The 26,548-nt window shown below is 64.1% G+C and carries 25 protein-coding genes; 13 read left to right on the top strand and 12 right to left on the bottom strand.

Going from position 1 to position 26,548, the window contains the following annotated elements:
* Positions 1-65 precede the first annotated feature (65 nt).
* On the bottom strand, positions 66-320 hold the full coding sequence (locus tag RN01_RS02590; RefSeq protein ID WP_024570400.1) for a hypothetical protein: 255 nt from the start codon (positions 318-320) through the stop codon (positions 66-68).
* Positions 321-926: 606 nt separating this feature from the next.
* Between RN01_RS02590 and RN01_RS33735 the strand changes: the two genes are divergently transcribed.
* Complete coding sequence (locus RN01_RS33735; RefSeq protein ID WP_152536354.1) at positions 927-1,673, top strand: hypothetical protein; 747 nt, start codon at positions 927-929, stop codon at positions 1,671-1,673.
* Between the two features lie 15 nt (positions 1,674-1,688).
* Here the strand turns inward: RN01_RS33735 and RN01_RS02585 are convergent, their stop codons facing one another.
* The 3 genes from RN01_RS02585 to RN01_RS02575 form a co-directional block, all read right to left on the bottom strand.
* Complete coding sequence (locus RN01_RS02585; RefSeq protein WP_017514331.1) at positions 1,689-2,087, bottom strand: VOC family protein; 399 nt, start codon at positions 2,085-2,087, stop codon at positions 1,689-1,691.
* Positions 2,088-2,171: 84 nt separating this feature from the next.
* A complete protein-coding gene (locus tag RN01_RS02580; protein WP_017514332.1) occupies positions 2,172-3,305 on the bottom strand; it encodes a hypothetical protein in 1,134 nt (377 codons plus the stop codon).
* A gap of 34 nt (positions 3,306-3,339) precedes the next feature.
* On the bottom strand, positions 3,340-3,609 hold the full coding sequence (locus RN01_RS02575; RefSeq protein WP_008646108.1) for a MoaD/ThiS family protein: 270 nt from the start codon (positions 3,607-3,609) through the stop codon (positions 3,340-3,342).
* Between the two features lie 268 nt (positions 3,610-3,877).
* On the opposite strand from RN01_RS02575, the gene RN01_RS02570 reads away from it, so the two are divergent.
* Both RN01_RS02570 and RN01_RS02565 read left to right on the top strand, forming a co-directional pair.
* Positions 3,878-4,750, top strand: a complete 873-nt coding sequence (locus RN01_RS02570) for a cytochrome c family protein (RefSeq protein WP_017514334.1) — start codon at positions 3,878-3,880, stop codon at positions 4,748-4,750.
* Between the two features lie 89 nt (positions 4,751-4,839).
* A complete protein-coding gene (locus RN01_RS02565; protein ID WP_017514335.1) occupies positions 4,840-6,522 on the top strand; it encodes a SulP family inorganic anion transporter in 1,683 nt (560 codons plus the stop codon).
* A gap of 12 nt (positions 6,523-6,534) precedes the next feature.
* Here RN01_RS02565 and RN01_RS02560 read toward each other — a convergent pair whose 3' ends face one another.
* Entirely contained in the window at positions 6,535-7,470 is a 936-nt protein-coding gene (locus RN01_RS02560; RefSeq protein WP_024570401.1) for a DNA/RNA non-specific endonuclease, read from the bottom strand.
* A gap of 277 nt (positions 7,471-7,747) precedes the next feature.
* Between RN01_RS02560 and RN01_RS02555 the strand changes: the two genes are divergently transcribed.
* Positions 7,748-8,590: a TauD/TfdA family dioxygenase gene (locus tag RN01_RS02555; protein ID WP_008646112.1), complete on the top strand. Its 843-nt coding sequence runs from the start codon at positions 7,748-7,750 to the stop codon at positions 8,588-8,590.
* 44 nt (positions 8,591-8,634) lie between these two features.
* On the opposite strand, the gene RN01_RS02550 is transcribed toward RN01_RS02555, so the two are convergent.
* On the bottom strand, positions 8,635-9,642 hold the full coding sequence (locus RN01_RS02550) for an AraC family transcriptional regulator (RefSeq protein ID WP_024570402.1): 1,008 nt from the start codon (positions 9,640-9,642) through the stop codon (positions 8,635-8,637).
* Between the two features lie 133 nt (positions 9,643-9,775).
* On the bottom strand, positions 9,776-10,834 hold the full coding sequence (locus RN01_RS02545) for a 3-keto-5-aminohexanoate cleavage protein (protein ID WP_017514663.1): 1,059 nt from the start codon (positions 10,832-10,834) through the stop codon (positions 9,776-9,778).
* A gap of 461 nt (positions 10,835-11,295) precedes the next feature.
* On the opposite strand from RN01_RS02545, the gene RN01_RS02540 reads away from it, so the two are divergent.
* Complete coding sequence (locus tag RN01_RS02540; RefSeq protein WP_017514664.1) at positions 11,296-12,249, top strand: tripartite tricarboxylate transporter substrate binding protein; 954 nt, start codon at positions 11,296-11,298, stop codon at positions 12,247-12,249.
* Positions 12,250-12,312: 63 nt separating this feature from the next.
* On the opposite strand, the gene RN01_RS02535 is transcribed toward RN01_RS02540, so the two are convergent.
* On the bottom strand, positions 12,313-13,404 hold the full coding sequence (locus RN01_RS02535; RefSeq protein ID WP_024570403.1) for an AraC family transcriptional regulator: 1,092 nt from the start codon (positions 13,402-13,404) through the stop codon (positions 12,313-12,315).
* A 117-nt stretch (positions 13,405-13,521) separates the two neighbouring features.
* Positions 13,522-14,493: a quinone oxidoreductase gene (locus tag RN01_RS02530; RefSeq protein ID WP_017515032.1), complete on the bottom strand. Its 972-nt coding sequence runs from the start codon at positions 14,491-14,493 to the stop codon at positions 13,522-13,524.
* Between the two features lie 347 nt (positions 14,494-14,840).
* Between RN01_RS02530 and RN01_RS02520 the strand changes: the two genes are divergently transcribed.
* From RN01_RS02520 to RN01_RS02510, 3 genes are all read left to right on the top strand, one after another.
* The gene (locus RN01_RS02520) at positions 14,841-15,491 is read left to right on the top strand and encodes a response regulator transcription factor (RefSeq protein WP_017515030.1); all 651 of its coding nucleotides are present in this window, start codon (positions 14,841-14,843) and stop codon (positions 15,489-15,491) included.
* Positions 15,488-18,445 carry an ATP-binding protein gene (locus RN01_RS02515; RefSeq protein WP_039016597.1) on the top strand — a complete coding sequence of 986 codons (2,958 nt, stop codon included), beginning with the start codon at positions 15,488-15,490 and terminating at the stop codon, positions 18,443-18,445. The genes RN01_RS02520 and RN01_RS02515 overlap by 4 nt, the downstream gene beginning before the upstream one ends.
* A 327-nt stretch (positions 18,446-18,772) precedes the next feature.
* Entirely contained in the window at positions 18,773-19,270 is a 498-nt protein-coding gene (locus RN01_RS02510) for a YMGG-like glycine zipper-containing protein (protein ID WP_011519063.1), read from the top strand.
* Positions 19,271-19,328: 58 nt separating this feature from the next.
* On the opposite strand, the gene RN01_RS02505 is transcribed toward RN01_RS02510, so the two are convergent.
* From RN01_RS02505 to RN01_RS02500, 3 genes are all read right to left on the bottom strand, one after another.
* Entirely contained in the window at positions 19,329-21,569 is a 2,241-nt protein-coding gene (locus RN01_RS02505; RefSeq protein ID WP_024570405.1) for a phosphocholine-specific phospholipase C, read from the bottom strand.
* A gap of 35 nt (positions 21,570-21,604) precedes the next feature.
* Positions 21,605-21,805, bottom strand: a complete 201-nt coding sequence (locus tag RN01_RS32740) for a hypothetical protein (protein ID WP_024570406.1) — start codon at positions 21,803-21,805, stop codon at positions 21,605-21,607.
* Between the two features lie 157 nt (positions 21,806-21,962).
* Positions 21,963-22,409, bottom strand: a complete 447-nt coding sequence (locus RN01_RS02500; RefSeq protein ID WP_017512527.1) for a hypothetical protein — start codon at positions 22,407-22,409, stop codon at positions 21,963-21,965.
* Between the two features lie 220 nt (positions 22,410-22,629).
* On the opposite strand from RN01_RS02500, the gene RN01_RS02495 reads away from it, so the two are divergent.
* The 5 genes from RN01_RS02495 (at position 22,630) to RN01_RS02475 (ending at position 26,500) form a co-directional block, all read left to right on the top strand.
* Entirely contained in the window at positions 22,630-22,965 is a 336-nt protein-coding gene (locus RN01_RS02495; RefSeq protein ID WP_017512528.1) for a hypothetical protein, read from the top strand.
* Between the two features lie 53 nt (positions 22,966-23,018).
* Complete coding sequence (locus tag RN01_RS02490) at positions 23,019-23,411, top strand: DUF3302 domain-containing protein (protein WP_017512529.1); 393 nt, start codon at positions 23,019-23,021, stop codon at positions 23,409-23,411.
* Positions 23,412-24,590 (top strand): HlyD family secretion protein, encoded by a 1,179-nt coding sequence (locus tag RN01_RS02485; RefSeq protein ID WP_017512530.1) that lies wholly within the window; start codon positions 23,412-23,414, stop codon positions 24,588-24,590.
* Positions 24,591-24,608: 18 nt separating this feature from the next.
* On the top strand, positions 24,609-26,015 hold the full coding sequence (locus RN01_RS02480; protein ID WP_017512531.1) for an efflux transporter outer membrane subunit: 1,407 nt from the start codon (positions 24,609-24,611) through the stop codon (positions 26,013-26,015).
* Between the two features lie 89 nt (positions 26,016-26,104).
* The gene (locus RN01_RS02475) at positions 26,105-26,500 is read left to right on the top strand and encodes a hypothetical protein (protein WP_017512532.1); all 396 of its coding nucleotides are present in this window, start codon (positions 26,105-26,107) and stop codon (positions 26,498-26,500) included.
* The last annotated feature ends 48 nt before the right edge of the window (positions 26,501-26,548 follow it).

Here is a 26,548-nt window from a genome sequence, read left to right as displayed (position 1 = left end):
GCCCCATGACGTTCGAGAAAAACTGGTCCGCAGCTCAGCAACACCGGGCTGCCTAATTCCCTCGGTTATGGGATTCGTGGAACAGGGGCAAGGTCAGTCTGATTGCCGATTTGCTGTGCCGTCGTGCCATTCGAATAGTAGGTTTGGTTTCCAATGCGTTGCGATGTTGTGCCATCGGAGTAGTACGTTTGGTTACCGATCTGCTGGGCTGACATGCCGTTGCTGCAATACGTCTGGTTTCCGATGCGCTGGCAGGTCTGTGCAAGTGCAAGCTGCGGAACAGCGATAAAGGCCACGAGAGCCAGGACATGAAATTTCATTTTGACCCCTTAACGGAAGTGAGATTGATGGTCGGTACAGGGCAAAGAGGAACGACCACTGGCGCTGCGACGCAGTTCATTCCATCGGTGCGGTGACTCAATACGAAGATAGGCGCCGGGGAGGGCGACGGCTTTGCAGGCTCCGCCGCCACCTTTACATTTGGCGCCACGCAACGGATGGAGCACTTTGTTCCTTCGGCCTGTGCGGGGTCAACCACCGGAGCATCTGCTGCCTCGACCTACGGAAGTAATGGTCAAAGCCGGGAAGCCCACACTAGATGCGAGAGGGTATCGAATGCCACCGACGGCGCAGGCAGGCCGAGCATCGGTCGTTCGCAAAGCAGTGTGCGAATGACCGAAATGGGTAGGTAGCTGCCTTCTGCGCCAGGAAGCTCTTGCCTGCGTACGCGGAGGGCCGAGACTGCCCAATTGCAACCAATCGCTACGCCAGCCCATCTCGCAATAGCTATCGCGTCTACCGCTGTGCTGTGAGACACGAGCATTGAGCTTGGAGTTGAGAGTCTTTACGATACTCTGCCTGTTCAGACAGCAAACTATACAATAGGAGATCCCCTCCGCTCTCCATAAGATCAGAATATTCCGAGAATGATAGCTATCCAAGCATACGCAACTAAGTGCAGAGACGTTCTGAGAGAAGGAAGCGATAGATCTTCCATATGGTTCTTTGATGAACGAGCGGACTATCCCGATCTCGCAATCTTACGCTCCTTCGAGTTGAGTCCCGCAAAAGACTTGGTAAATGACTATCTGGTTTACTTTGAGATCCATATTTCCCCGGGTGAATTGGATGGATGGCTTTCTTTTTGTGCCCTGGAAATCGGACCAAGCCTTTATAAATACAAGCCTTCGCAAGGTTCTGTTCAGATATTCAACAACTCAATATCGTTAATTTTTGAAACGCGTGACGACAAGCATCACCTTGGCGGCAGCCTGGGGATCAAGAGAAACCAAGATGGGGGTATTTCCGGCCTTGGCACGTTAGAGTACACACTGACACTTATTCATCCGGGAACAAAAGAACCCACCCGCAACCTGGCCACAAGAGATATTCTTGCCATCAAGCGAACTGAAATAAACTGCCCAAAATGCCTCGGCAAAGGGCAGTACGCCAGTATGTCGATACCTAAAGAAGCCTATGCTCGCGGCCTCACTGGGTACGCGCTATATAGCGAAAATACAGTCTGTAGCCACACAGGGTGCTCATTGTGCGGGGGAAGCGGCACCTCCTACGAGGAGTGGTACGTTAAGGAAACATGCATGAGCACCGCGCCGCAAAGACCATTTGTACGTGGTAGTGGCCGTATCGTTATTGGAGGCAACAACGTTACGTGATTTGAGCAGCCAGACCTATTCACGCACCGGATCGTGGCAGCAAACGCAGATCTTATTTCCCTCGGGATCCCGGAAATAGGCGCCGTAATAGTCAGGATGGTATTCAGGCCTTAATCCCGCAACGCCCTCGCAAGATCCTCCGGTGGCCAAGGCGCTGGCGTGAGCCTTGTCGACCGATTTGCGGTCCGGCGCAAGTAACGCAACCATTTGACCGTTACCGCACGTGGCAGGGTTGCCGTCGTATGGCCCGCCAATCAGGAAGAGGGGCCGTGGCATGCCTTCCGCCATCCAGCCGGCCCAAGGCTTGTCAGGCTCGCTGAACTTAAGCTTGTGCCCGAGATCGCCCATGATCACCGAATAGAATTTGAAAGCACGGGCAAAATCGCTAACGCCGACAAAAACGTGCGAAATCATCTGGTTCTTCCCCGAAGCAGGCATTAGCGCTGTCTGACGATAGCATGGGAGCAGCGCGTATGGCGCCTGCGGCAGGCTCTGCTCCTATCCAAAGCGAACACAGTAAATCGGTGGCAAATGGGCTGAAATCAAATGCCAGTTTTCGCCGCCGTTGTCGGACGCCCAAAGCGCGCCGGTGGTCGAGCCCATCGCCAGGCGCGTACCGGAGTCATCCACCGCGAGGCCGTGCCGATACACCAGGTCATAGGCCGGTGCGGACGGCAGACCAGCCGAGAAACGCTCGAACGTGCGCCCGCCATCGCGGGTGCGCGTGACGACGAACTGGCCGTCCACCGGGATCCGGCATTGGTCCTTGACGGCAGGCACGAACCACGCGGTGTCCGGGTCGCGCGGATGCACGGCAACGGCGAAGCCGAAGCTCGATGGCTGCGCTTCAATCCGATGCCAGCGCATTGCCCCGTCGGTCGAGCGGAAGATGGCGCAATGATGCTGTGTCCACAGCACGTCCGGATTGGCCGCGCATTGCACGACGCAGTGCGGGTCCTGCGTGTTGGCGTCGCCGCGCTGTTCCGGTGGCATGTAGTCGGCCTCCATGCCATCGGCAGTCAATTGCCAGGTCGCGCCTCCGTCGCTGGTTTGCCAGACGCCGCCGCACGACACACCGATCGTCACGTGCCGGCTGTCGCGCGGGTCCACCATCACGGAATGGATGCCCGGCGCATCGTAGCCACCTCCAAACCATCCGCGACGCTCCGGACGATCCCAGAGCGCGCGGTTGAGTACCCATGTGTCGCCGCCATCGTCGGAGCGGAAGAGCCCGCCGGGAATCGTGCCGGCCCACAAGACGCCCGGCTCGTCCCCGCCGCCTGTCTCGAGCGACCAGATTTGCTGAAGCGACCACGGAGGCGAGGGTGGGATGGGAGCAGTCGCGCTTGCATCATTCGCGCCGCCAGCGGTTTGCTCGTCGGCGGGCTGTGGCGGGTAGACAGGCACCGCGCATTCTTCCCAATTGTCCATGCCAGCGCGCCGGCGATGCAGCTTCACGCCGAAATGGCCGAGATTGAGCGCCGCATACAGCGATCCGTTTCGCCGGTCAGCCAGCACCATGTTCACGGGCTCACCGATGAAGTGGGGCTCACCGAGCGTCCAGCCGCCTTTGCCGTCGGCCTGCAACACAAACAATCCCTTGCGAGTTGCAACAAGCAACCTGTCGCTCATGTCTAGTGCCTCCTCGCGTGTGAGTGGACTCCCGCTATCCGCCCGACAGCGCCTGTATGACGTGCACCTGGCTTTTCTCGCCGAGCGCATCGGACAAATGTTGCCGATCGAGCACCCGCCGGCCGTCCACAAACACGGCAAGATGTCTTCGCAGCGCCCCCTGATCGTCGAGGATATAGCCGCGCAGTTGGGGGCGATCCGCGAAAACAGCCTCGAGCGCTTCGCCAAGGGTGCGCGCGTCGACCTCGCGCTCAGGCGTTGGAATATGGCGCTGAATCGAAGCGGCGAAGAAAATGTGCGCCATGAAGGGGGCTGCGCTGGAACGGGGCCTGGCTGTTGGTTTTGTAGTTTAGGCGATCCGGAATGGGCTTTGAGGCATCTCGATATGCCACTGACACACCAGGCACAGCGGCGTGGTGGCGATGGTTTTGGACTTGAACGCTCGCCGCTCAATGCCCAACCCAGACCACCTTATGGCCTCCATTTGCTTGTGCGTGCACAGCACTCCAGCATGCCGCCATACGCTAGACTCCCGACACCGCCCAACTGACAATTCGCCCCCCGGAGACCCCATGCCCCCCTGGTTCGCCAAGCTTGCCGGCACGCTCGGTTGCGCCCTGATGCTTCTGACCGGCCCAGCCGGAGCCGCAGGCGCAGCCGACCCCACCACACTGACCATCGTGTCCGGCCCGCAGGAGCGAAGCTGGACACGCCAAGAACTGCTCAAGGATCGCCGTCTTGTGTCGGTGACCGTGGACGATGACAACCTCAAGCGGCGCCTGACCTTCAAGGCTATCCCGCTGGCGGCACTGTTGCACGGCTTGCCGGTTGCCGCCGATGCCACAGCCACGACCGCTGCCAGCGACGGGTATATCTCCCACCTGCCGGTGCGGCTGCTGATTGCCGATGGCGCAGATACGCCGCGCGCGTGGCTCGCTGTGGAAAATCCGGCTGCGCCGTGGCCGAAGCTCAAAGGGCAGGACATCGGGCCGTTCCGGCTGATCTGGACCGTGCCAAAGGGGCACGCCCATAACAAGATCAGCGAGAGCAGCGAGATCAACGAAAGTCTCTGGACCTACAGCATCGTCCGGATCGACGTGACCGTATCGCCGGGCGAGCGCTTTGCCGCCATCCGGCCGGCGGCGGACCTGCCAGCCGACAGCCCGGTGGTGCGTGGCTTCGCCACCTTCCAGCGAGTCTGTTTTTCCTGCCACTCGATGAACCGGATGGGCGACGCCACGCTAGGGCCGGACCTGAACGTGCCGAACAGCGCCGTGGAGTACCTGGGCGACGAAAAGCTGAGCGCGCTGATCCGCGATCCGCAATCGCTGCGCTGGTGGCCGGGCTCGCGCATGTCGTCGATCGACCAGAGAACCCTGTCCGATGCCGACCTGACGAACCTGCTGGCCTATCTGCATCACATGGCCGGGCGAAAGGCGCCATGAGGATGGAAAAAAGAGGGGCCTGACTTGCCGGGCGCATGGGGCTACCATGCGTCAGATACGCACCCGCGGGAAAAACAACAAAGGGAATCGTGACCACAACCGATTCGACGCACCCGACCGACAGCGCGCGCGACGGCAGCCGCCTGCGCGACTTGATTGCCGGCTGTTCGATAGCCGGCCTGCTGCTACCCGAAGCGGTGGCGTACGCGGGGATCGCCAATTTGCCACCGCAGGCCGGCCTGATCGGCCTGCTGGTGGGCCTGGTGGTCTACGGCCTGGCAGGCACCAGCCGGTTCGCGGTGGTTTCGGCCACGTCCTCCTCCGCAGCGGTGCTGGCCGCCATCACGCTTTCCATGTCCGGCGCGGACCCCGCGCAGCGGCTGTTACTGGCGGCGGGGCTGGTGATCCTGAGCGGTTTCTTCCTGATGCTGGCCGGGCTGGCCAAGCTGGGTGGCATCACCGAATTCATTGCCAAGCCGGTGCTGCGCGGATTTACGTTCGGCCTGGCCATCACCATCATCCTCAAGCAACTGGCCAGCGTGGTGGGCGTGCACCCCGCGCACAACGATCTGCCGCGCTTCACCTACGAAATGCTGGGGCAGCTCTCGGCCTGGAACGTGAATGCGCTCATCGTCGCGCTGGTTGCGCTGGCGTTGCTGTTCGGCATGTCGCGCTGGAAGAACGTCCCCGGCCCGCTGGTGGTGATCGTGCTCGGCATTGCCGCCTCGCATGGGGTGGACCTGCATCACTTCGGGATCGGGCAGGTCGGCACGATCGACCTGGCGGATCTGTCGTTCTCGATTCCCGACCTGTCGCGCAGCCAGTGGCTCAGGCTCGGCGAACTGGCCTTCGCGCTGGTGCTGATCCTCTACGCGGAATCCTACAGTTCGATCCGGAGTTTCGCTCTCAAGCACGGCGACAGCACGTCGGCGGACCGCGACCTGCTCGCGCTCGGCTTCGCGAACCTCGGCTCCGGGCTGTTGCATGGTATGCCGGTGGGTGCCGGATACTCGGCCACTTCGGCCAACGAGGCGGCCGGGGCGACGTCCCGGCTGGCGGGATGGTGCGCGGCTGTGGTTGTCGCCGTGATCGTCGCGCTGTTGCTGCCGCAACTGGCGCTGACCCCGGAACCAGTGCTGGCCGCCATCGTGGCCTACGCAGTCAGCCATACGCTGCGGCTGAGCGTGTTCCGGCCCTATTGGTCCTGGCAGCGCGACCGCGTGCTGGTGGTGGCTGCGTGCGTCGCAGTGCTGCTGCTTGGCGTGCTGGATGGCCTGCTGGCCGGCATCGGGGTAAGCCTGCTGCTCACGCTCCGCAATTTTTCCGAACCTCGGGTCAGCCAGTTGGGCCGCCTGGGCACGAGCCACAACTACGTGGATGTCTCCAAGCATCCCGAAGCCACGATTCCTCCCGGCTTGCTGATCGCGCGGCCCGAAGCGCCGCTGTTCTTCGCCAATGTGGAACGCATTCTGCTGCGCGTGCGGCACCTGGCCGAGGCGGAGCAGGGCGCGGTGCACACGGTGATCATCAGCCTGGAGGAAACGCCTGACCTGGATGGTTCGACGATCGAGGCCTTGCGCACGTTCGCCGCGGGGGTAGCCAGCCGTGGCCGCCGACTGTTGCTGGTCCGCCTGAAGCCGCCCGCGCTGGACGTACTGACGCGCTCGGCGGACGATACGCTGCCGCTCGGCGCCCTGCATGAACTCAGCGTGGACGAGGCGGTGCAGTCGCTGGCCCTGGAAGCCATCGGCGCCGATGCGCCGGCAACATGAACGCGGTGACGATCAGGCCATGATGTGTCGTAGCTGAGCCCACCACCGCAGCAAGGTGTGCATGATCCGCTCGAAATCCTGCGCAATGGGCTGAATCAGCGATCTGAGCGCCTGACCAAGATCCTCGCCCTCGCGCTTCGGCTCGTGCTTCGGCTCCCGGTTGCCACGTGTGGTCGATTCCGCCCGCAACTCCGGCGCAGTGGCAGTCGTGTTTTCACCGGGCATCAGGCCTGGCAGGAATTCGATGCCGGTACGTTTCACCAGATCGTGATAGCTGATCGGCTTCGACGGACGAGCCTCGTTGGTGTTCGCAATCCAGTGCGCCCAGGCGCGATTCGTGTTGGGGTCGTAGACCAGCTTGAAGTAGTAGCTGGGCACCCAGACGCGTCCCGCGCCGATGGTTTGGGGGCGATCGGAGAATACGGGGCCAGAGATCACGTAGACATCGCCCTTGGCCCGCATGGCGTACTTGCGCGTGGCCGATTCGATCGAACTCCACGCCTCGCGGTTGTTCTTTGGCGCCTGTGGCGTCATGTTGGCCAGGCTGAACGATTGCGCCATGGCCTGCGCAGTGGGCTGATCGCCCGCCGGCGCCAGGTGGCCACGATCCCATCCGCTGCCGCGGTAGTCGTCCAGCTCGGCGCGTTCGGCTCGCGGTAATCGCGCGTCGGCGAAGAACTGGTTGGTCCGCTTTTCATCGCGGGCATCGACAAGCTGGGATCTCGATAATCGCTCTGCGACGTAGACCGGCGTCTTGCTGCGGCCCGAGTGCATGACCGCGAATGCGTCATAGCAGAGCGGCCGTAACTTCAGGTCGGACGTGGCGGTGACTTTCGGTGGCGCGCTGTGGGCAAAGAACTGGCGGCATTGGGAAAAGTCCGCCATACCTGCGGCGCCAGCAAGCACGGGCGCCATCCCCAGGATCAGGGAAATCACTAACTTCTTCATTGTTCTGGTGTCACGAGTGGGACCAGATTGACTGCGCAAGCGTCAATACGTTCACTCGAAAAAATCAAAATCCGACAGTCTTCTCATTCCGGGCCTTGGACAGACGCCGCGCGCGAGCGATTGGCATGGTCCGCCAAGTCATGGCGCGATGGGTCAAGCAGCAGGCATCGCGGTTGGCCACAATCATTTCCAGACGGCGCGCGGGTGTTTCCGGATTGCCCGCACCACGGCTTCTGGCGTGGCCGCCCTCAATCCACAACGCCCAAGGAATGAAATCATGCAAGTCAATCCCCTCACATGCTCGATCGGCGCCGAACTGGCGGGTGTGAGTATCGCCGATGTTGCGCGCGACGATACGCTCTTCGCTGAAATCAAGGCGCTCCTGCTCAAACACCGCGTGCTGTTCTTCCGCGACCAGGACATCTCGCGGGCCGACCACGTGGCGTTCGCCAAGCGCTTTGGCGATCTGGAAGATCACCCGGTCGCGAACTCGGTGCCCGAGCATCCGGGCCTGATCGAGATCTACAAGAGCGAGAAGCGGGACCACTTCGAGAACACGTACCACACCGATGCCTCGTGGCGCGCCTGTCCGCCCAAAGGCGCGGTGCTGCGCTGCATTTCTTGCCCCGATGTCGGTGGCGACACCATCTGGGTCAACATGGTAGAGGCCTACAAGCACCTGCCGGAGGACATCAAGGTAAAGATCGCCGGCCTGCGAGCCAAGCATGGTATCGAGCATTCCTTCGGCGCGATCATGACGACCGAAGAGCGCGAGGAACTGGTTCGGAAGAACCCGCTGGTGGACCACCCCGTGGTCCGGACGCACCCCGAAACCGGCGAGAAGATCCTGTACGTCGGGCCGTTCTCAACGCACTTCATCAACTACCACACCCCGGAGAACGTGCGCTTCGGGCAGGACAAGACCCCCGGCGCGAGCCTACTGCTCAACTACCTCATCAGCCAGGCGGCGATTCCCGAGTATCAGGTCCGCTTCCGCTGGAAGCCGAACAGCGTGGCGCTGTGGGACAACGTTTCCACGCAGCACTATGCCGTGAGCGACTACTGGCCCGCGCCGCGCCGGATGGAGCGAGCCACGATCAAGGGCGATCGTCCGTTCTGATCCGCGCCCAACCGAGCCCAACCGAACAGGGCAGGGCCGGCCGCTTACGCCGGCTGGCCCGCCCTCCAGCGCGTCGGGGACACACCGAACTGCGCGGCGAACCAGCGCGAGAACGTGCTGACCTCGGAGAAACCGAGCAACGTGGCCACCTGCGACACCGGGTACCGCTGGTCTCCCAGATAGCGGTTGGCCAGCCCCCGGCGCACCTCGCCGAGCAGCGTGGAGAACTCGACGCCTTCCTGCTCAAGCCGCCGCTGCAGCGTGCGCGAACTCATGCCGAGTTGCTGGCCGACCTGTTCGATGCCACTGCGCCCACGCGGCAGCAGCAACTGAATAGCCCGGCGCACGTTGGATGCCGTGGAAGCCTGCTTGCCATGCGGACGCTCGTCGAGAAACTCCTTGGCATAGCGGGCCAGATTGACGTCGCCGAGCGGATTGGGCCGATCGAGGTCATGCCGGTCGATCGTGATGCCATCGAAGTCGCAGCCGAACTCAACCCGCGTGCCGAACAGGCGCTGGTGCACATGCAGGCTCGCCGGCGCGGCATGAGAGAAATGAACGCTACGCGGCTTCCAGTGACCACCGAGCATCGACTTCATCAGGCTCTGCAACGCGCCGACCGACAGTTCCACCGGCTGACGGCCAGGATTAGGCCGCTCGGTAATGACCTGCTGGTGGACGATGGCGATATCGTCGAATTCCTCCACATGGACCGCGACGGATTCGCTAAGCAGATGACGGTAGGTCTCTAGCTGGCCCAGTGCGTGGCGCAGCGTGGGCTGATGCTGCAGTAGCAGACTGATCGGGCCGAAATCCGACATCCGCCAGGTTTCCGCCATCAGCAGGCCGATCGACGCCGATGCGCCTTGGCCGGCCTGTTCGCTGCTTTCCAGCATCCGGGCGAGCCACGGTTCCGGCACGTGCAGATCCGGCGAGAACATGCAGGCTCTGTCGCCACCGACATGCTGGATCAGCCGCTCGGCGTCGATGCCAACGGTGCGGGACACTTCGGAGAATTTGACGAGGAGGGCGCTGCGAATCAGAGTACTCATGGCATCACGGGGGCGGAGAAGCGGCAAGTGTTATCTGATGATTCGGGGAGCCGGACAAGAGGGGATTGCCCTGATCCGGCTCCAGCCCCTGTGCCGGGGCTTCACTTGGTCGATGCGGAAAACAGTGACCGGCTCAGGCCGTCTTGCGCAGGAAGCCCTGGTTTCCGCCGTTGCGGTTGGGGGCAAAGCCGTTGGCCTGCAGCGATTCCTCGACGGTATCGTAGAACTCGCCGATGCGGCTGATCTGGCGCGCCTGCTTGGCCGTAGCGATCTCGCGGCCAAATTCGCGCGAGATCCGCACGAGCTGCTCGATCTGCTTTACGGTGCTCATCTTCTCGGTGCGCGACTGGTTCCACAGGCAGTCCTCGGTGCCACAACGCACGTGCAGGCCCATCGAAATGCCCATCATGTTGACCGGCAGCACGTTGCGCACGTTGCTCTCCACCGTCACCACCGCGCCATCCGGCACGGCACGGATGAAATTGGCCAGGCTGTACACGCTCGGCGTGTCCATGCCACCGGCGATAGCCACCCAGTTCATGACCAGCGGCCCCTTGTAGAAGCCCCGGCGCATCAATCGCTCCACCGACTCGAAGCTGTTGAGGTTGTAGCACTGGAAGGCGCTCTGGATGCCCTTGGCGGTCAGGCGGCGCACGTGTTCTTCGACCCAGCCCGGCTGCGCGGGCACCGTCATCTCCTTGTAGGCGTTGAAGATGGCGGCCCGTTCGCGCGACGTGCCCTTGAAATCGGCGTCTTCAGCCTGGTCGGTGACGTTCATCTGCGACGTGTTCACCGTCACCGTGACCTGATCCGGCGTGGGTTCGAGATCGGCCAGCATGTGGCGCGTGTCGTCTGAGAGCCATTTTGCGGCCTGACCTTCGTCCTCTGGCGCGAACGAGATCGATCCGCCGACCTGGATGATCATTTCCGGCACCGCCTTGCGCACGCCAGCAATCAGCTCGTTGAACTTGGACAGACGCTTGCTGCCCTTGCCGTCCAGTTCGCGCACGTGCAGATGCAGCACCGTGGCGCCCGCGTTGTAGCAATCCACCGCCTTCTGGATCTGCGCATCCATGCTGACCGGAATCTCCTCGGGGAAGTCCTCGGGCAGCCAGCCCGGCGCGTAGGGCGCGGCGGTGATGATCAGGGGCGGCTGGTTCTCGGGGAAGAGGTGACCGTCGAGGAAGTTCATGGTGTGTCTCCAGGGTGTTCGTTTTGGTGGGGATGATTGCCGCGGTGGCTTTGCAAGCCTGCCCTTTGAGTATCTGGAGCATTCCCGGCCGCCGCTTGCTTATCTGGGACAGGCATTTGCTTTTGTGGGACATGCACGGGACATACCCAGGCCTGGCATGGCGACCGGTTCCGGCAGGGTCGCCCCGATGTGCCAGTGGCGCGATCGGCATGACTCTGTCGCGCATTGCCAAGCACCCGGGGGAGTGACGCCACAGAATCCGTCCCAAGGCTGGCACGGGCTGTCCCGTGGCATCGAAGAATGCGATCCCGCCAACAACTCCACCCGACGCTTTCATCCATCCGGAGCGAGACATGCGCAACCCAGGCCCCCACCTGCCTGCACCGAATCGTGCAGGCACGACTCACGCCACCACCACGCCACCTGCAATCCGCCGCCGGCTAGTCATCGCGAGCCTCGCGATGGTGCTGGCGCCGATGCTGGCTGCCCAGACGGCCCACGCGGCCCAGGCGGGCGAATGGCCTACCAAGCCCGTGCGCATCCTGGTAGGCGCGCCGCCCGGAGGCACGGCCGACATCCTGGCGCGCCTGTTCGCGCAGGAGCTGCAGAAGCCGCTCGGCCAGCCTGTCATCGTCGACTACAAGTCGGGCGCGGCCGGCACCATCGCCGTCCAGGGCATGCTGTCTTCGCCACGTGACGGCTACACGTTCCTGCTGATCCAGAAAGGTATTGCCGCCGAAGTACCGCAAGCCATCAAGGTGTCCTACGACCCGTTCAAGGACATCGTGCCGATAGCGCAGTTGTCGCGGCAGGGCCTGATCCTGGTCGGCAACCCGAGCCTGCCCGCGAAAAATCTCGGCGAACTGGTCACGTACATCAAGGCCAACCCGGGCAAGGTTGACTACGCGAACTTCGGTATCGGCCTGCGCGGCCAGACCATCGGCGTGCAGTTCAATCGCCTGGCCGGGCTGCAGACGGGCACCGTGAGCTACAAGGGATCGCCGCCAGCGCTGCAAGACGTGATGGGCGGCCACGTGCCACTGATGTTCGATGCCCCCGCCACGTCTCTGCCGTTCATCCGGGCGGGCAAGCTGCGGGCCTTCGCGATCGCTTACCCACGGCGGATCAGCGCGTTGCCCGACGTGCCCACGTTCGCCGAACTGGGCTATCCGGACCTGCAGGAAGTCGGCTGGATGGGCCTCTGGTCCGCGCCGGGCGTGCCGGCGGCCGTGACGACAAAGCTCCGCGACGCCACGCTCAAGGCGCTGCAATCGCCCACGCTACGCAAGAAGATCGAGGAACTCGGCATGGAACCCGGCTCGCAGGCGTCGATGGAGGAGCTTGCCAGCGACGTGCGCGAATCGTATGAACGGCAGGGCAAGCTGCTGCATTCGATTCACTTCGTGCCGGAGTAAGACGGACGGCGCGAAGGGGCAGGGTGGCCCTTTCGCGCGCTGGTGGCGTATGTCAGGCGCGCATCAGACGCGCGAAGGCGCCCGTCGGCCGGCTGCGGCAGCGACCTGTCCGGATTTCCCGGACTTCCCGGGCTGCGCGGATTGGGTCCTGCGCCAGTCGGTGGCACTGCACCCGAATACGGTCTGGAACCAGTGGCTGAAGCTGCTCTGTGCCGAGAATCCTAGCAGGCCCGCCACTTCCCCCATCGGCATATCGCTTTCCAGCAGGTGGCGCATGACCAGTTCGGACCGCACCTCGTGGAGCAGGGTCGAAAACGTCAGGCCTTCGGCGCTCAGGTAGCGGTGCAGGGTGCGGCGATCGACACCCAGATGACGTGCCACCTGATCGGCGGTACAGCGCCCGCCGGGAAGCAGTGCCTGGACCAGTTCTCGGCAGGAGTCTCGGATGCCGATCTCGCGGTGCCGCAGCGCCGCCTCCAGGTAATCGCGCGCGAAGCGTGCCACGCCGGGGTCATCTGGCATCCGTGACATGCTCAGGTCGGCCGCCGCGCAGACCATGCCGTTGAACGGCTGGTTGAACATCGGGTTGCGCCCGAAGAACGCACGGTATGGGGACAAATCGGCCGGCGGGCGGTGCATGAAGCAAACTTGCTGCGGGCGCCACCGGGGGCCAATCAGTTCGCGCAACATGCGGAAGGTCACGCCCATCGCCAGTTCCAGCGCCTGGCGAGACGACAGCCCGGGGGTGGGCAGCAGATCCTCGCGGATGATCACCGCGTCGCCAACGTCCTCCACGCGCGTGATCAGCGCGGCGCTAAGCAACTTCAGATAGCGGCAGAGCGTGTCCAGCGCCTCACGCGGCGTGGCGGCTTCCTTGAGCACCAGGCTGATTGGCCCGAGGTTGGAGAACGTGCGCCGCGCCGCCAGGCGCAATGCAAAGTCTTCCACGCCGGTGACCTGCGCGGTGACTTCGAGCAGTTCGCGCACGGCGGGGCTCGGGATCAATGTCTCGGGATTCTCGAGCAGCCGGGCCGACAGCCCCACGCCCCGCAGGAACGCGCGCGGATCGTACCCGAGCGACTTCACCAGTTCGATGTAGCCGTTCAGGCTGGCGCTGCGGACGAGTCTGAATTGCTGGATGGAGGGGGCTGTCATTGTTTGCATCCTGACCAGACAGGAAGGCTCGGGCATCCTGCCGCCCGAGCCTCAATTTGAGCACACCTGAAGGCCGTGTTGGGTGGCGTGGCAAACGCCGGACGCCACCCCGTACGGCTACGGCACCAGCACCGTGGCGCCGCTGGTCTGGCGCGATTCCAGCGCCTGGTGGGCCAGCGCAGCCTCTGCCAGAGCGAACGTCTGGCGGGGCTCGTTGTGGATCTTGCCCGCCATGACCATGTCGAACACCTCCGCCGCCATCGCCAGCATGTGGGAGCGCGGCGTGGCGTAGTGGATCATGGCCGGGCGCGTGACCCAGAGCGAACCCTTGCGGGCGATCACCCGGCTGTCGATCTCGACCGGGCCCGAGGTCGTGCCATTGCTCACCAGCGTGCCGCGCACCTGCAAGCTGTCAAGCGACGCTTCGAGCGTGGATTTGCCGATGGAATCGAACACCACGGGCACACCCTTGCCATCGGTGAGCGCCTTCACGCGCTCGGCGATGTTCTCCCGCGAGGTGACGATGGTATGCGTGCAGCCATTGGCCTTGGCGATCTCGGCCTTTTCGTCGGAGCTGACGGTACCGATCATCGTCACGCCAAGCGCGCGCGCCCACTGGCAGGCAATCAGACCCACGCCGCCGGCCGCGGCGTGATAGAGGATCGTCTCGCCACCCTTGAGGGGATAGACCTGGCGAAACAGGTACTGCGCGGTCATGCCTTTCATCATCAGCGTGGCGGCCGTGCGGTCGGCAATGCCATCCGGCAGCGGAATCAGCACGTCGGCAGGCATCACGCGCACGTCCGAGTAAGCGCCCTGCGGCCCGAGCAAGTATCCGACGCGGTCACCAACGCGAATATCGGTCACGCCGGGACCCACCGCCTCGACAACGCCCACAGCGTCGGAGCCCAGTCCGTTCGGCAGTTCCAGCGGGTAGTGGCCGGTGCGGAAGTAGATGTCGATGAAGTTTACGGCGATATAGGTGTGCCGCACCCGCGCCTGACCGGGACCCGGGTCTCCGACTTCGACGTTCTCGAACTTCAGGACTTCGGGACCACCGGTCTCGTAGAAACGAACAGCCTTTGCCATCTTGATGTCTCCTGTGAATCGCCCACCGCGCGGCCCATTAGCGGCCCATTGGTTGCCCATTACCGGCACATTGCCGGTGCCATCGAGCCGGCAGTTTGAACGCGATTGTCCCGCCCTGGCGGGCCCGCTGCCTGACAATGCGCGACAGAATCGTGCAAAACGTGCCAGCGCCAGGTGTGGGACGAATGGTCAAGCGACTGCCCCAATCCATCAAATGGGCGCGCCCGCCACTTGGTAAAATCGGGAGCCCCATGTGGGCGAGGTGCCGAACCGGACCGCGCGCCCGCATGTTGTAGACGCAGAAACCCTCCCGGATCTTGTCCGGGGTGCGGAAAAACCCAACGTACATGCCACCAGACACCATCTCCGTCGTGATCGCGGATGATCACCCGGCGATTCAGCTAGCCGTCAAATCCACCCTTACCGAGATTCCGACCGTCCAGATTGCCGCGATGTGCGCGTCCGGCGGAGAGCTTTTCGCGGCTGTGGAAGCACATCGACCCGATCTCATTGTTACGGATTTCACAATGGGCCGTTCCGAAGGCAACGATGATGGCCTTCGCCTGATCCAGCGGCTGCGCCAGTCCGGCCCCGACACGCCGATCGTCGTTTTCACCATGCTGACCAACGGCGGCCTGCTCACGCGCATACAGGAATCAGGCGTCGCGGGCATCGTGGGGAAGGACGAGGAGCCGACCATCCTGAGGCAGATCTGCATGGATGCGGTTTCTGGAAATGGGCTGCGCCTGTCGCCAGGTATCTCGGCGAGGATGGCAAGTGCCGGCGCAATGGCCGGCGGGGCCATCAGCCAGCTCTCGCCCAAGGAAATCGAAGTGGTTCGGATGTTCGCCGCTGGCAGCCCACTGACCGAAATCGCCGGGTACCTCCATCGCACGCTGGCCACGGTGGCAACGCAGAAGCGTTCGGCCATGCGCAAGCTGAACATCACCAGTAACGCCGACCTCGTCACGTACGCGCGCGACAACGGCCTGACATGACACCGGACACCGTCGATCCGAATCCGAACCTGAATCCGGACGCGGACCCGACCCGACCTGCGCCGCCAGACCTCCGCGCCGTCAAACGCAATCTCCAGCGGGAACGCCGCGTATTCTCGATGGTGGTGCTGCTTCTGGGGCTGCTGGTCATTGCCATCGCCTCGACAGCCGTGCTCGTGCGATTCAATGGCTCACTGCGCGCCCAGGAGCAGATGACCCGCCTGTACGAGCAGGGCGTGGTCGATGCGGTGCTGGAGCGCCGGAGCACGCTGGCCGCGAGCAACCTGATTCTGGAACTGCGTGCCAACGGCACGCTTCCCGTTGCAACGGGAGGGCGAACCGGTCTCTGCGCGAAGGTGGATGCGTCCGCACCATCCGACGACGTGCTGCAGCAAAGCTGCGACCAGTCGGTCCGCGCATTGCTCGCTGCCAGCCAGCGGCCCTCGATCGAGATGATCTCGATCGGCAGCGGCGCCACGTATCGCTATGAAGCCCCCGATGCATCGGGCGCGGCATCGCAGACGGTGTTGCCACCGATGTCTCCGGGGTCCATCACGCAAACGGTCCTCACCAGCTTTCATGATCGCGATATCGACGTCCTGCAGGCGGCCCGGGAAAAGCGTGTCGAATGGTTCGGGGTACCCGGTAGTACGCCGGGCGCCGATCCGGAGATGGTTGGCGCATCGCTGGTGGCGAAGGGTAGCCAGCTTTACGCGATCGCGCTCACCCGCATTCCGCTGCACGTGCTGCTGCGCGATGCCGGGCCCAACCTTCCGATCCCGGAACCGATCGTGTTCGACGGCGTCGGTGCGCCACTGGTGCCGGCCGCTGCCCGGACCAACGCGCAACGGCTCGACGCCCGGCTGGAGTCGAAGGCGGACGGCATGTTCCACTGGGTCCCCGGCTACGGCTGGGCGCTGCGCCGGCCGCCGCTCGTATCCGACGTCGGCCACCTGATCTTCGCGCTCCCGATCGGGCATCAGCTTCAGGGCATGGCCGACGAACTGATGGTGATCGGCGCGATCGCCGGCGCGCTGCTCGCCTTGCTGTTCGCGATGTACCGCTACTGGAACTATCGCTTCCTGACCGGCACCTATGCCGAAGCAGCGCGCGCCCAGCGGCTTCTGCACCAAGCCCGCCTTGCCAGCGACGCCGCCGCCAGCGCCCGGGTGGCGTTCTTCGCATCGATGAGCCACGAGATACGGACACCACTTGCCTCGCTGCTGGGCAACATGGAACTCGTTGCCAGAGGCCCACTGCCTCCGGATCAACGGACACGGGTCGGCGCCATGCAGGTATCGGCCGAAGGGCTGCTGCAGATCGTCAACGACGTGCTCGATTTTTCCCGAATCGACGTGGGCGAACTGAGCATCGAGCCGCAACCGATAGCCGTGACCGATTTGCTCTCGCGTATCGCCGTCGCCCATGCGCCGCTGGCCGCTGGACGCGGCTTGCGCTTCATCACGGTGTACGGCCGGGACATCCCCGCGCGGCTCGACCTTGATCCCGTGCGTCTGACCCAGATCGTCAACAACCTGCTTGGCAATGCGTTCAAGTTCACGCAGGCCGGCAAGGTAGTTCTGCGCGCGCGCTGGGCAGATGGGGCATTGGAAATTATCGTCGCGGATACCGGCATCGGCATTCCGGACGAGTACAAGGACCGCCTGTTCCAGCCGTTCTCGCAGGTGGCTGACAATCGGCTCGCCCAGGCCCGTGGAACCGGGCTCGGACTGTCCATCTGCTCGCGGCTTGCGGAACGGATGGGTGGGCGTATTTCGCTCGACAGCATTCTGGGCGTAGGCACGCGTGTGACGGTTTGCGTGCCGCCACGGGTCGCCGACGCAGCGCCAATGGCACGGCCGGGCCTGCCGCTGAACCGCACGCTGGTGCTGTCGCGCGAACCCGAATGCCTGGAGGGGATGCTCAACCAGATCGACTGGGGCACCTGCCAGCCATCGGCCAGGATGGATCTGGACCGCCCGGTCGACGCGGAGAGCTATGACTGTCTGCTGGTCGCCGACGGCTTCGATCCGGATCGGGTGCTGGCCTGGTGGCCAAGGCCGGCTTCGATCGTCTGGCTGAAGCAGTTGGGCCCGGTGGTGGCCACCGCGCGGCCCGATGGCGGGCGCGAGGTGTCCGCCTACAGTCTGGTCGGTATCCATGCGGCCGCGTGCGCGGTTATCACTGGCGTCCACCCGGCCACGATCGACGATGACGGGGGGGCGACTGATTGTCTGTCGCCGCTGGCTGGCCGTCTGTTGCTGATTGCCGAGGACAATTTGCTGAACCGCGATCTGCTGCGGGATCAGCTTCTCGCGCTCGGTGCCAGGGTAATTGCCACCGGCGACGGTACCGAAGCCATGGCGGCGCTCGCGGATCATCGGGTGGACGCCGTGCTGACCGATATCGACATGCCAGGCATGAGCGGTTTCGATTTGTTGCGCGAGATACGGCGGGCTGACATCGACATTCCGGTCTATGCCGTCAGCGCAAGCGCGCGGCCAGAGGATGTTGCCGCCGGGCAGGCCAAGGGTTTCACGGGCTATCTGACCAAGCCTGTCTCGCTCGCCATGCTCGCCTCGGTTCTCGCACGCGCCGAATGGCCCCGCGATGGCCGGGGCAACGAGCCGCCCAACGACGAAGGGCTCCCGGAACTGCCCCGGATTCCCGGGCCCCATGTCGAGGCGTTCCTCGCGCAGAGCCAGGCTGATCTCGATGACCTTGACGAAATCCTCGCGACGCAGGACCTGGCAGCGCTAACGCGTCTGCTGCATCGGATCTCGGGAGGGCTGGCGGTGCTCGGTCGTTCGCAACTGGCCGAACTGTGCGAAGACCTGCGCGACTACGTTGCCGATGCGCCTGGCTGGAGCGAAGAAATCGTGCTCCAGTCCGAGTACCTCGCCACGCAGCTCAGGCTGATCCGGCAAAGGCACCAGCGCTTGCCCATGGGTTGACCACGTGGGTTGACCACATGGGTTGGCCACATCGGCTGCCCCCATCGGCTGATCAATTTCTAATTTCTATGATTGTGACCCCGTCGCCGCGACGCCACTATTAAGGGGACGGGTGACGGCCTCCTCTTGCTGCCACCCGTTTTGGGTACTTCCCCAAGCAAGACCTCGCAGTTTGCCCGCCCCCCGGCGGGCATTTTTTCTTTCAGCCTGGAACGGGCGTGGTGGATTGCCGCAGGAAGGCGCGACTTTCGGATTTGAGGCGTGCAGCGTCAAGACTCCCTCGACGCCCCCCGACGGCCCGAACCCGGCACCTGATCAGGAGAGTTCATGAGCAATCGTCCAGACTTCGCGCTGGCCGCGTGTACGGCAATCGTTCTGATATCGGGCGCGCTACCCGGCCTGGCGCGCGCGCAGATGATCCCGCAGAAACCCATCGCCTATCCGGCGAGAGGGCAATCGTCCTATCAGCAGAGCAACGACGATGGCGCGTGCTATAGCTGGGCAAGACAGCAGACAGGCATTGATCCGCTCCAGATCGCAAGCTCGCCGGTGCCGGTCATCGTGCCCGGTGGCGAGCGCGTGCGCGGCGCGGCCGGTGGCGCTGCTGCGGGTGCGGTCGTGGGTGCGATCGCCGGCGACGCGGGGAAGGGCGCCGCGGCGGGTGCGGCGGCAGGGACAATCGCCGGTGGCGTGGCGCATCGCCAGCAGCGCCGTCAGGCCGTAGCCACCAGTGCGCAGATTCAGGCGAACAATGGCTGGGCCGTGACGTCGTACTGGCAAGCGTGGCGCGCCTGTATGACGGGCCGCGGGTACTCGGTGCAGTAACTGGCGCGGCGGCGTGCGTTGACAAGCGGCGGCCTACGGACCACCGCTTGTCAGCGCGTTACGCCTCGCTCATGGCCGGATCGCTGATGGCGTGCTTGCCAGTCTCCACACGGCCAGAGAAGCGGCGATAGAACGACGCATCACTGCTGCACGTCACGGCAAAGTCATACCACTGCCCGCTGGCCTGCAGTTCCCAGTGCTGGGTGGTGCTGGCGCTGGCGCTGGCGGCCACATTTGCGGTCCACGGACCGTCCTGGCGGTAGGCCACCGGTGTCACGGTGAACACGCACGGCTGGCCGCCCTTGTTCATCAGGTCCACGTAGACATTGCCATTGGCTACGTCGTAGCACACGCGGACTTCCGGCGCGGCCTGCGTGCCGGTCAGGCGGTTCAGGTCGCCCTTGAAATGCCGATGGAAGCCGTTCGGGCCCAGCACCCATAGGTCGTACTTGCCGAAGTTGTCACGTGCGGCGTCCCAGGTGTCCGACAAGGTCTTGCCCGCCTCGACGGCATAGCGGCGCGGGATGCGATCAAGCTTGAAGCCGTCGTACACGTGGAAGACGGCAGCCTGCGTGCCCGAGTTCGCGAATACCAGTTCCACCTGACCGGAAGCACGGCAACGCGCGCTGGTATGCAGTTCGTACGGCAAGGCCCGCGACGGACGTGCACCGGCGGCCTGCAGCGGCAACTGCATGTCGCGTGGCACCGGCACCTGCTGCAACTTCTGCTGGTCCGCGCGCAGCTTGTCGGCAAGCTCTCGCGTGGTGCGGCCGCCCAGCGTCGGCATGGGCTCGTTGTTGGGCGTCTTGAAGTTGAACGCGCTGGTCAGGTCGCCGCAGACCGCGCGGCGGAACGGGCTGATGTTCGGCTCGCGCACCCCAAATCTGGCCTCAAGGAAGCGCAGCACCGACGTATGGTCGAACACCTGCGAATTGACCCACCCGCCGCGGCTCCACGGCGAGATCACATAAAGCGGCACACGCGGACCCGGGCCAAAGACGCGGCCATCCGGCGCGGGCTGGCCCGTGCTGCCAGCCGGCGCGCCTTGCGTGAAGTACTCGGCGGTCAGTTCCGCATCCGCCAGCGTGGTCTTGCCTGCATAGGTGCCATCCGGGTTCTTCGACGGTGCCGACGGCGAGGGCACATGGTCGAAATAGCCGTCGTTTTCATCGAAGTTGATCAGCAGAACGGTCTTGCTCCAGACATCCGGATTCGCGGTCAGGGCGTCCAGTACCTCCTGCAGGAACCACGCGCCTTGCACCGGGCTGGATGGCGACGGATGTTCACAGTAGATCGACGGTGCGTTGATCCACGACACTTGCGGCAGCTTGTTGTCGAGAACCGCCTTCCTGAAAGCGTCCAGGTACTGATCCGGCTTGTCGCCCGCCAGCGTGTTCGCCACGCCCTTGTACAGCGGATTGGCGGCATTGTCGGTGGCGGCGTCATAGGCGTGATACGGCACTGCCTGGCCGGTATTGGTGTAGGGCTTGCCCGGCGAGCCGCCGCTGGAGACCGGAAAGCCTGATGCCAGGTTCGCGCGCCGGAAAGTCTGGAACGCGCCAAGCATGTTGTCGCCCCATTCGTCGGGCATGTTCTGGTAGCTGATCCAGCTCACGCCGGCTTCTTCCAGCCGCTCGGCATAGGTCTTCCACGTATAGCCGATGTTTGCGTCGGCCGGCACGCCATTGATCGCATCCCACTCATTGTTGACGAAAGCCACGTTCTGCGGCATCGCGCCGTTGGTCCCCGAGATATGGAACGAGCGGTTCGCGTCGGTGCCGGTGTGCATCGAGCAGTGATACGCGTCGCAGATCGTGAAGGCATTGGCCAGCGCGAACTGGTACGGGATCTCCTGCTCCTTGAAGTAGCCCATCGACGTGTCGGTTTTGGCCACCGGCCAGCGGGACATGCGACCGTTGTCCCAGGCCTGCTGGCTGTCCGCCCACGCGTGCGGCGTGCCCGACGTGCGTTGGGCGTTGTTGGCCGTGCCATCGAGGTGGTAGGGCGTGATGACGGTGCCGTTAGCGCGCTCCTGCTGCCAGACCTTGCGGCCATTGGGCATCGGAATCGTGATCCGGTCACCGAAGCCACGCACACCGTTGAGCGTGCCGAAGTAGTGGTCGAACGAGCGGTTTTCCTGCATCAGGATCACCACGTGCTGAACGTCGTTGATCGTTCCTGTGACGTTGCTGGCGGGAATCGCCAGCGCACGGCGGATGCTCGGCGGAAATGCAGCGAGGGCGGCGGCGGAAAAGGCGGCACCGGTGCTGGCCTGCAAGAACTTGCGGCGCGAATTCATCATGTCATCGAGTGAGGGTTGAGCCGTGCGCGCATTCAGGGCGCGCAGCGCATGTCCGGCTTGGCCGGCTCGGTGGGGGTGGGAGCGCCGTCGGGTGTGGAGGGCTGCTGAGGGGGCGAGACAGGCTGCTGAGGCGAGCTGGCGGGCGGGCTGTCATCGTTGCCGCCGCAAGCGACAGTGCCGATGGCCACCAGGCTGGCGACCAGCAGCGCCCGGATCAAACGCATACGTTGCATGGGGTCCTTGGCATGAGGAATGTCTGGGGTGCTTTGAAAGCCCCGCAAGCCTAAGGACCGAAGATGACGCTGCCGTGACTGCATGTGTGTCAGGCAGGGCGATGCATCGATACGGCGATACGCCACATCGATGCATCGGGAAGGCACGTGGTTCGTGCTAGAGCACCGCGCACGCTTCCGGCGTGGCAACGATGGTCATGCTAGGGCGCTCATCCTCGCGCAACAGCACGCACAGATAGCCCGTCGTGAGGTCATCGGGGCCAGGCTTCTCGCGCCACAAGGGCGGCAGCGCCACGGCGGTGGTGTGCGGCGCGCCAGTGACGCTGTCGCTCCACGTAATGGCAATGGGCGCTTCCGGCTTCTTGCCAAGGAAGCAATAGGCTGGCATCGATTGTGATTGGCGGAGTGCGGGTCCGGTCTCGCACTGGCCCGCGTGCACGGCCAGCACGTCGTGATTGGTGCGATTGACGAGCACGACCTTGGTCCAGGGCCAGGGCTCCTGGAACGGGCTCAGGGTTTCGGCGGTTGGCACTGCGCACGCGGACAGGGCGCCGATGGCTGCCACGGCCATCAGGCGCGTGGTGATCGAGCGGAAAGCATTCATTGGGCGCTGCATATCGGGGGAGCCTGGGCTGCACCCGAGCGAGTTACGACGGCGCACAGGGTAGGCCGTACCACTACGCCACGACTATCAAAGAAATTAGAAAAACAGCGCGACACCGGTGTCCAGTCAATGTCGCGCCCACGCACTTTCTAAGTTCTTTGATAGCCGAGATCGGCACGTCGCCCTAAGGTGTGCGCTTCTTCCGAACGAACCTCCAGACATGATCAATCACTGCCGTCCGGCCGTCCGGGTCTTTGGTATTGCGCTGCTGATCGCGGGCGCTGGCCATGCTTATGCGCAACTCGCGAGCGACATGGCATCGCCAGCGTTGCCTGACTGGTCGCACGTATGCCAGGGCGCCGGAGTGGCCGCGAAACCCGCTGGCTGCCATCCCTCCGATACGCCCGCCGGCAGCAAGTACAACCTGCTCTACGCAAACGACACATCAGAGGGCGATGAAGGTGAGGCCCCCTACCTCCCCGCCAACCAGCCGCCCCGGCACGCGCACGAAGATGCCAGCCGGGACGCGCCGCGTGACAACACCTCCGGCAACTGACCGGTCGGCGCATCGCGCCCGAGCTTTCGAGCTTCAGACAACAAGACGATTCGATGAAACTGCGCCCCTATCTGTTGGCAGGCATTCTCCTGCTTGCATCGACCGAACCTGCTTTTGCGTCCGCGCTCCGTGGCAAGACCCTGGAGTCCGTGGCGAATGCTATTTCCTGGGTGGTACTGATCTTCGTGCCGATGGCGGGGATCTACCTGTTCTGGATGCTGCATATCTGGCCCGAGAAGATTGCGCATCGCAAGCGGCATCCGCAGAAGGAGGCGATCCATTCGCTGTGCCTGCTTTCTCTGTTCTTCGGGGGCCTGCTGTGGCCGCTGGCCTGGCTGTGGGCCCATACCAAGCCCGTCTTCTACCGGGCGGCCTACGGCACCGACCAGGCGCCGGAAGACACTGAAGCGCACGGCGAGATTCGCGCCGGAAAGGAGCCAATCTGAATGGATGCGCTGATACTCGGTGTCTACGCGCTGGCCGTCTGGCTGGTCTTCTTCAAGTTCAAGTGGCTGCCGTGGAACACCCCGACCATGGTGATCGTGGTCACCATTCCGGTGGTGGCGATGACGGTGCTGGTCCTGACGCTAAACGTGGTGGCGCCGTCCTCGCATGACGTGCGGGTGGTCGGCAAGGTCCTGCAGGTGGTGCCGCAGGTCCGGGGCCGCATCGTCGAACTGCCGGCCGAAGGCAACCGAAGCTACAAGAAGGGCGACGTGCTGCTGCGTATCGATCCAACGCCATATCAGGCGTCGGTCAGGCAGCTCGAAGGCAGGCTGATGGCCGACGATGCGGCGCTTGCCGAAGCCGAAGCGGCGGCACGTCAGCTAAGTGAATCGGTACGTGGCGCTGCGGGGCGGGTGAGTGCCGTGCAGGCCAGGCTGTCGCTGGCCCGCAGGCGGGTCAGCGAGCACGATGCGCTGCTCGCCGCCGGTGCCGGGTCGAAATTCGACCGTGAGGAAGCCAGCGCTCGCGAGCACGAACTGGAAGGCGATCTGCTCAGTGCCCAGGCCGCGGAGGAAGAGGCCCGGCAGAAGCTATCGGCCAAAAGCCAGGGAGAGTTTGTCGCGATCGCCACCGCGCGCGCCAAGCGCGCCGAGACCGAAGTCATGCTCGAGAACGCCCGCTGGGAGCTGGAGCAGACGGTCTATCGGGCGCCGTCGGACGGCCGGGTCGTGAACTTGCAGGTCCGCGTCGGCACTATGCTCGTGCCGTTCCCGTTCTCCCCGGCATTCAGCTTCGTGGAGGATCAGCAGGAGGTCCTGGCCTTCTATCATCAGAACGAGCTCTACAACGTCAAGACGGGTGATCTCGCTGAAATCTACCTGCCAACGGCCCCGGGCGAAATCATCAAGGCCCGCGTCGATTCGATCGTCTGGGCCCAGTCGCAAGGCCAGTTCGCGCAGGGCGGCATGATTCCGAACACCGGAGCCACGGATGTGGTGCCGAACCGGTTCGCGGTCAAGCTTGCGCTCCGCGACGAATCGAGCGGACTGACGCTGCCCGTCGGCGCGGTGGGCGCTGGCGCGATCTACACGGAGCGCATGGAGATGTTCCATATCATCCGCATGGTCTTCCTGCGCGTCAGTTCCAAGCTGAACTACCTCGTGTTCAAGCTGCACTAGGCCACGGGAGACAAGCTTATGTCGTCATCTCAGATCAAGAAGTCCCTGCTGCTGGCGCTGCCGGTTGCCATGCTTGCCGGGTGTGCCCTGCAGACCCCGCCAAAGGGCGAGGACCTTCGCCAACAAACCGTTCCCTCGCTCGAAGGGCGGGCCGGGTGGGCGAACCCGACCTCGGGCGACGCTGTCGCCGATGGCTGGCTTGCCGCGTTCGACGATGCCGAACTGCAACGGCTCGTGCGGGAAGCCATCGCGCACAACGGCGATCTGCGACTTGCGGAGGCGCGTGTGCAGCAGGCGCAGGCGCTCGTTGCCATCGCACGGAGCGGGCTGCTGCCAAGCGCCGGCGTGAAGGGCAGGGCGGGCAACTCGGAAACGCAGATCCTCTCCATCGGCGCAAGCTGGGAGGTGGACCTGTGGGGGCGCATCCGCGCCGAGTCCCGCTCAGCCGCATCGCAATACGCCGCCACACAGGACGACTATCTCTGGGCGCAGCGCGTGATTGCGGCGACCACTGCCAAGGCATGGTTCTCGCTGATCCGATACACCGTGCTCGAAGACCGGTTGCGGCAATCCGCCACCATTCAGGAGGAACTGGTGCGAATCGTCGGCCAGCGGGTGACCATCGGCATTGCGCCGGAGACCGACCTGCTGGAAGCCAGGAACACCCTGCACGCACAGCGCGACGGCATCGAGAAGGCTGCACTGGCCAGGAGCCAGGCCGCACAGGCGCTGGAACTGCTGCTGGGCCGCTACCCGGCCGGAGACATCGCGACGGTGCCGACCCTGCCTGCCATGCCGCCAGCGCCGAATGCGAGCCTGCCGGCGAGTGTGGTCGAGCGTCGCCCCGACCTGACTGCCGCCGCGCATCGCGTTGCGGCGGCGTTCGATATGCGCCAATCGGCGGAAGCGGCTCGTCTGCCGCGTATCTCGATCAGCGCGGCGGTTACCGGCATCCGCAGCGATGTGTTCCTGCTCAATCAGGCCGGTAGCCCGGTCAAGGGCCTGAACGGTGCCTTCTTTGCCCCGATCTTCATGGGTGGCGAGCTGAAGGCCCGTGTGGACTACTACACGGCAGAGCAGAAGGCGGCACTGATCGCCTATGGCAACAGTGCGCTGCGGGCGCTGGGCGAGGTCGAAACCGGGTTACGGGCAGAGTCTGGCTATGCCGAACGCACCAGGCAACTTCGCGAGCGCGTGAACGAGCGTCGGGTGCTGGTGCAGCGAGAGGAAACACGCGTGACGATCGGCGCGTCGGACACACGGAGTCTGCAGCAGCAGCGGCAGACGCTGGTGGCGGCCGAGATGGATCTCGTGAATGTGGAAGCCGATCACCTTGATCAGCGCGTGGCGCTGTTGCTGGCGTTGGGCGGGGACTGGAAGCCTGAAACCACAGCTACAGGTACGGGGACGGGTACGGGGACATAAGGACCCGGGCACTGTGACTAGTCACAGTAGACGCCTTCACGGCGACCTTTCATCATGCGGGCAGGTTTCCAGACGACGAAGTCACCCCCATGCACCCCCGCAAGTGGCACACCAATCTGCTGATCCTGTTTCTGGCAGGCTGGTCGCTGGTATCGCTCGTCGGGGTATCGGTCCTGATGATCCGCGCCCCGGTGCCGGTCGATCCGGCCGATTGCCTGTTGTTTCTCTGGACGCCGATCCTGATCGGCTGGGCGTCCTGGCTGCTGTTCCGGCAGCACCGCTATCAGGCGCTGCCGCTATGCATCGTGCCGGCGATGTACATCATGACGGCCGTTCGCTTGTCGCAGGGCCGGCTGAGCTTCGTGAACTGGCGCGTCAACGTGTGGAACCTGACCAGCTTTCCCCTCGGCTATGGCCTGTGCGCGGCGTTCTTCCTGGCCTGCGCGTTCTATGCCGCGCGCCTCGAAGCCAGGGTCTCCGCCTGAAACCATTGCGGGTCAGGCGGAGACGACTGGCGAAGTAAGCCGTGAAGG

Origin of the sequence: Cupriavidus sp. SHE, assembly GCF_000812445.1 — a bacterium.
GTDB lineage: Bacteria > Pseudomonadota > Gammaproteobacteria > Burkholderiales > Burkholderiaceae > Cupriavidus > Cupriavidus metallidurans.
Note: the sequence above shows the minus strand (reverse complement) of the source record. Positions and strands in the feature narration are given on the sequence as shown.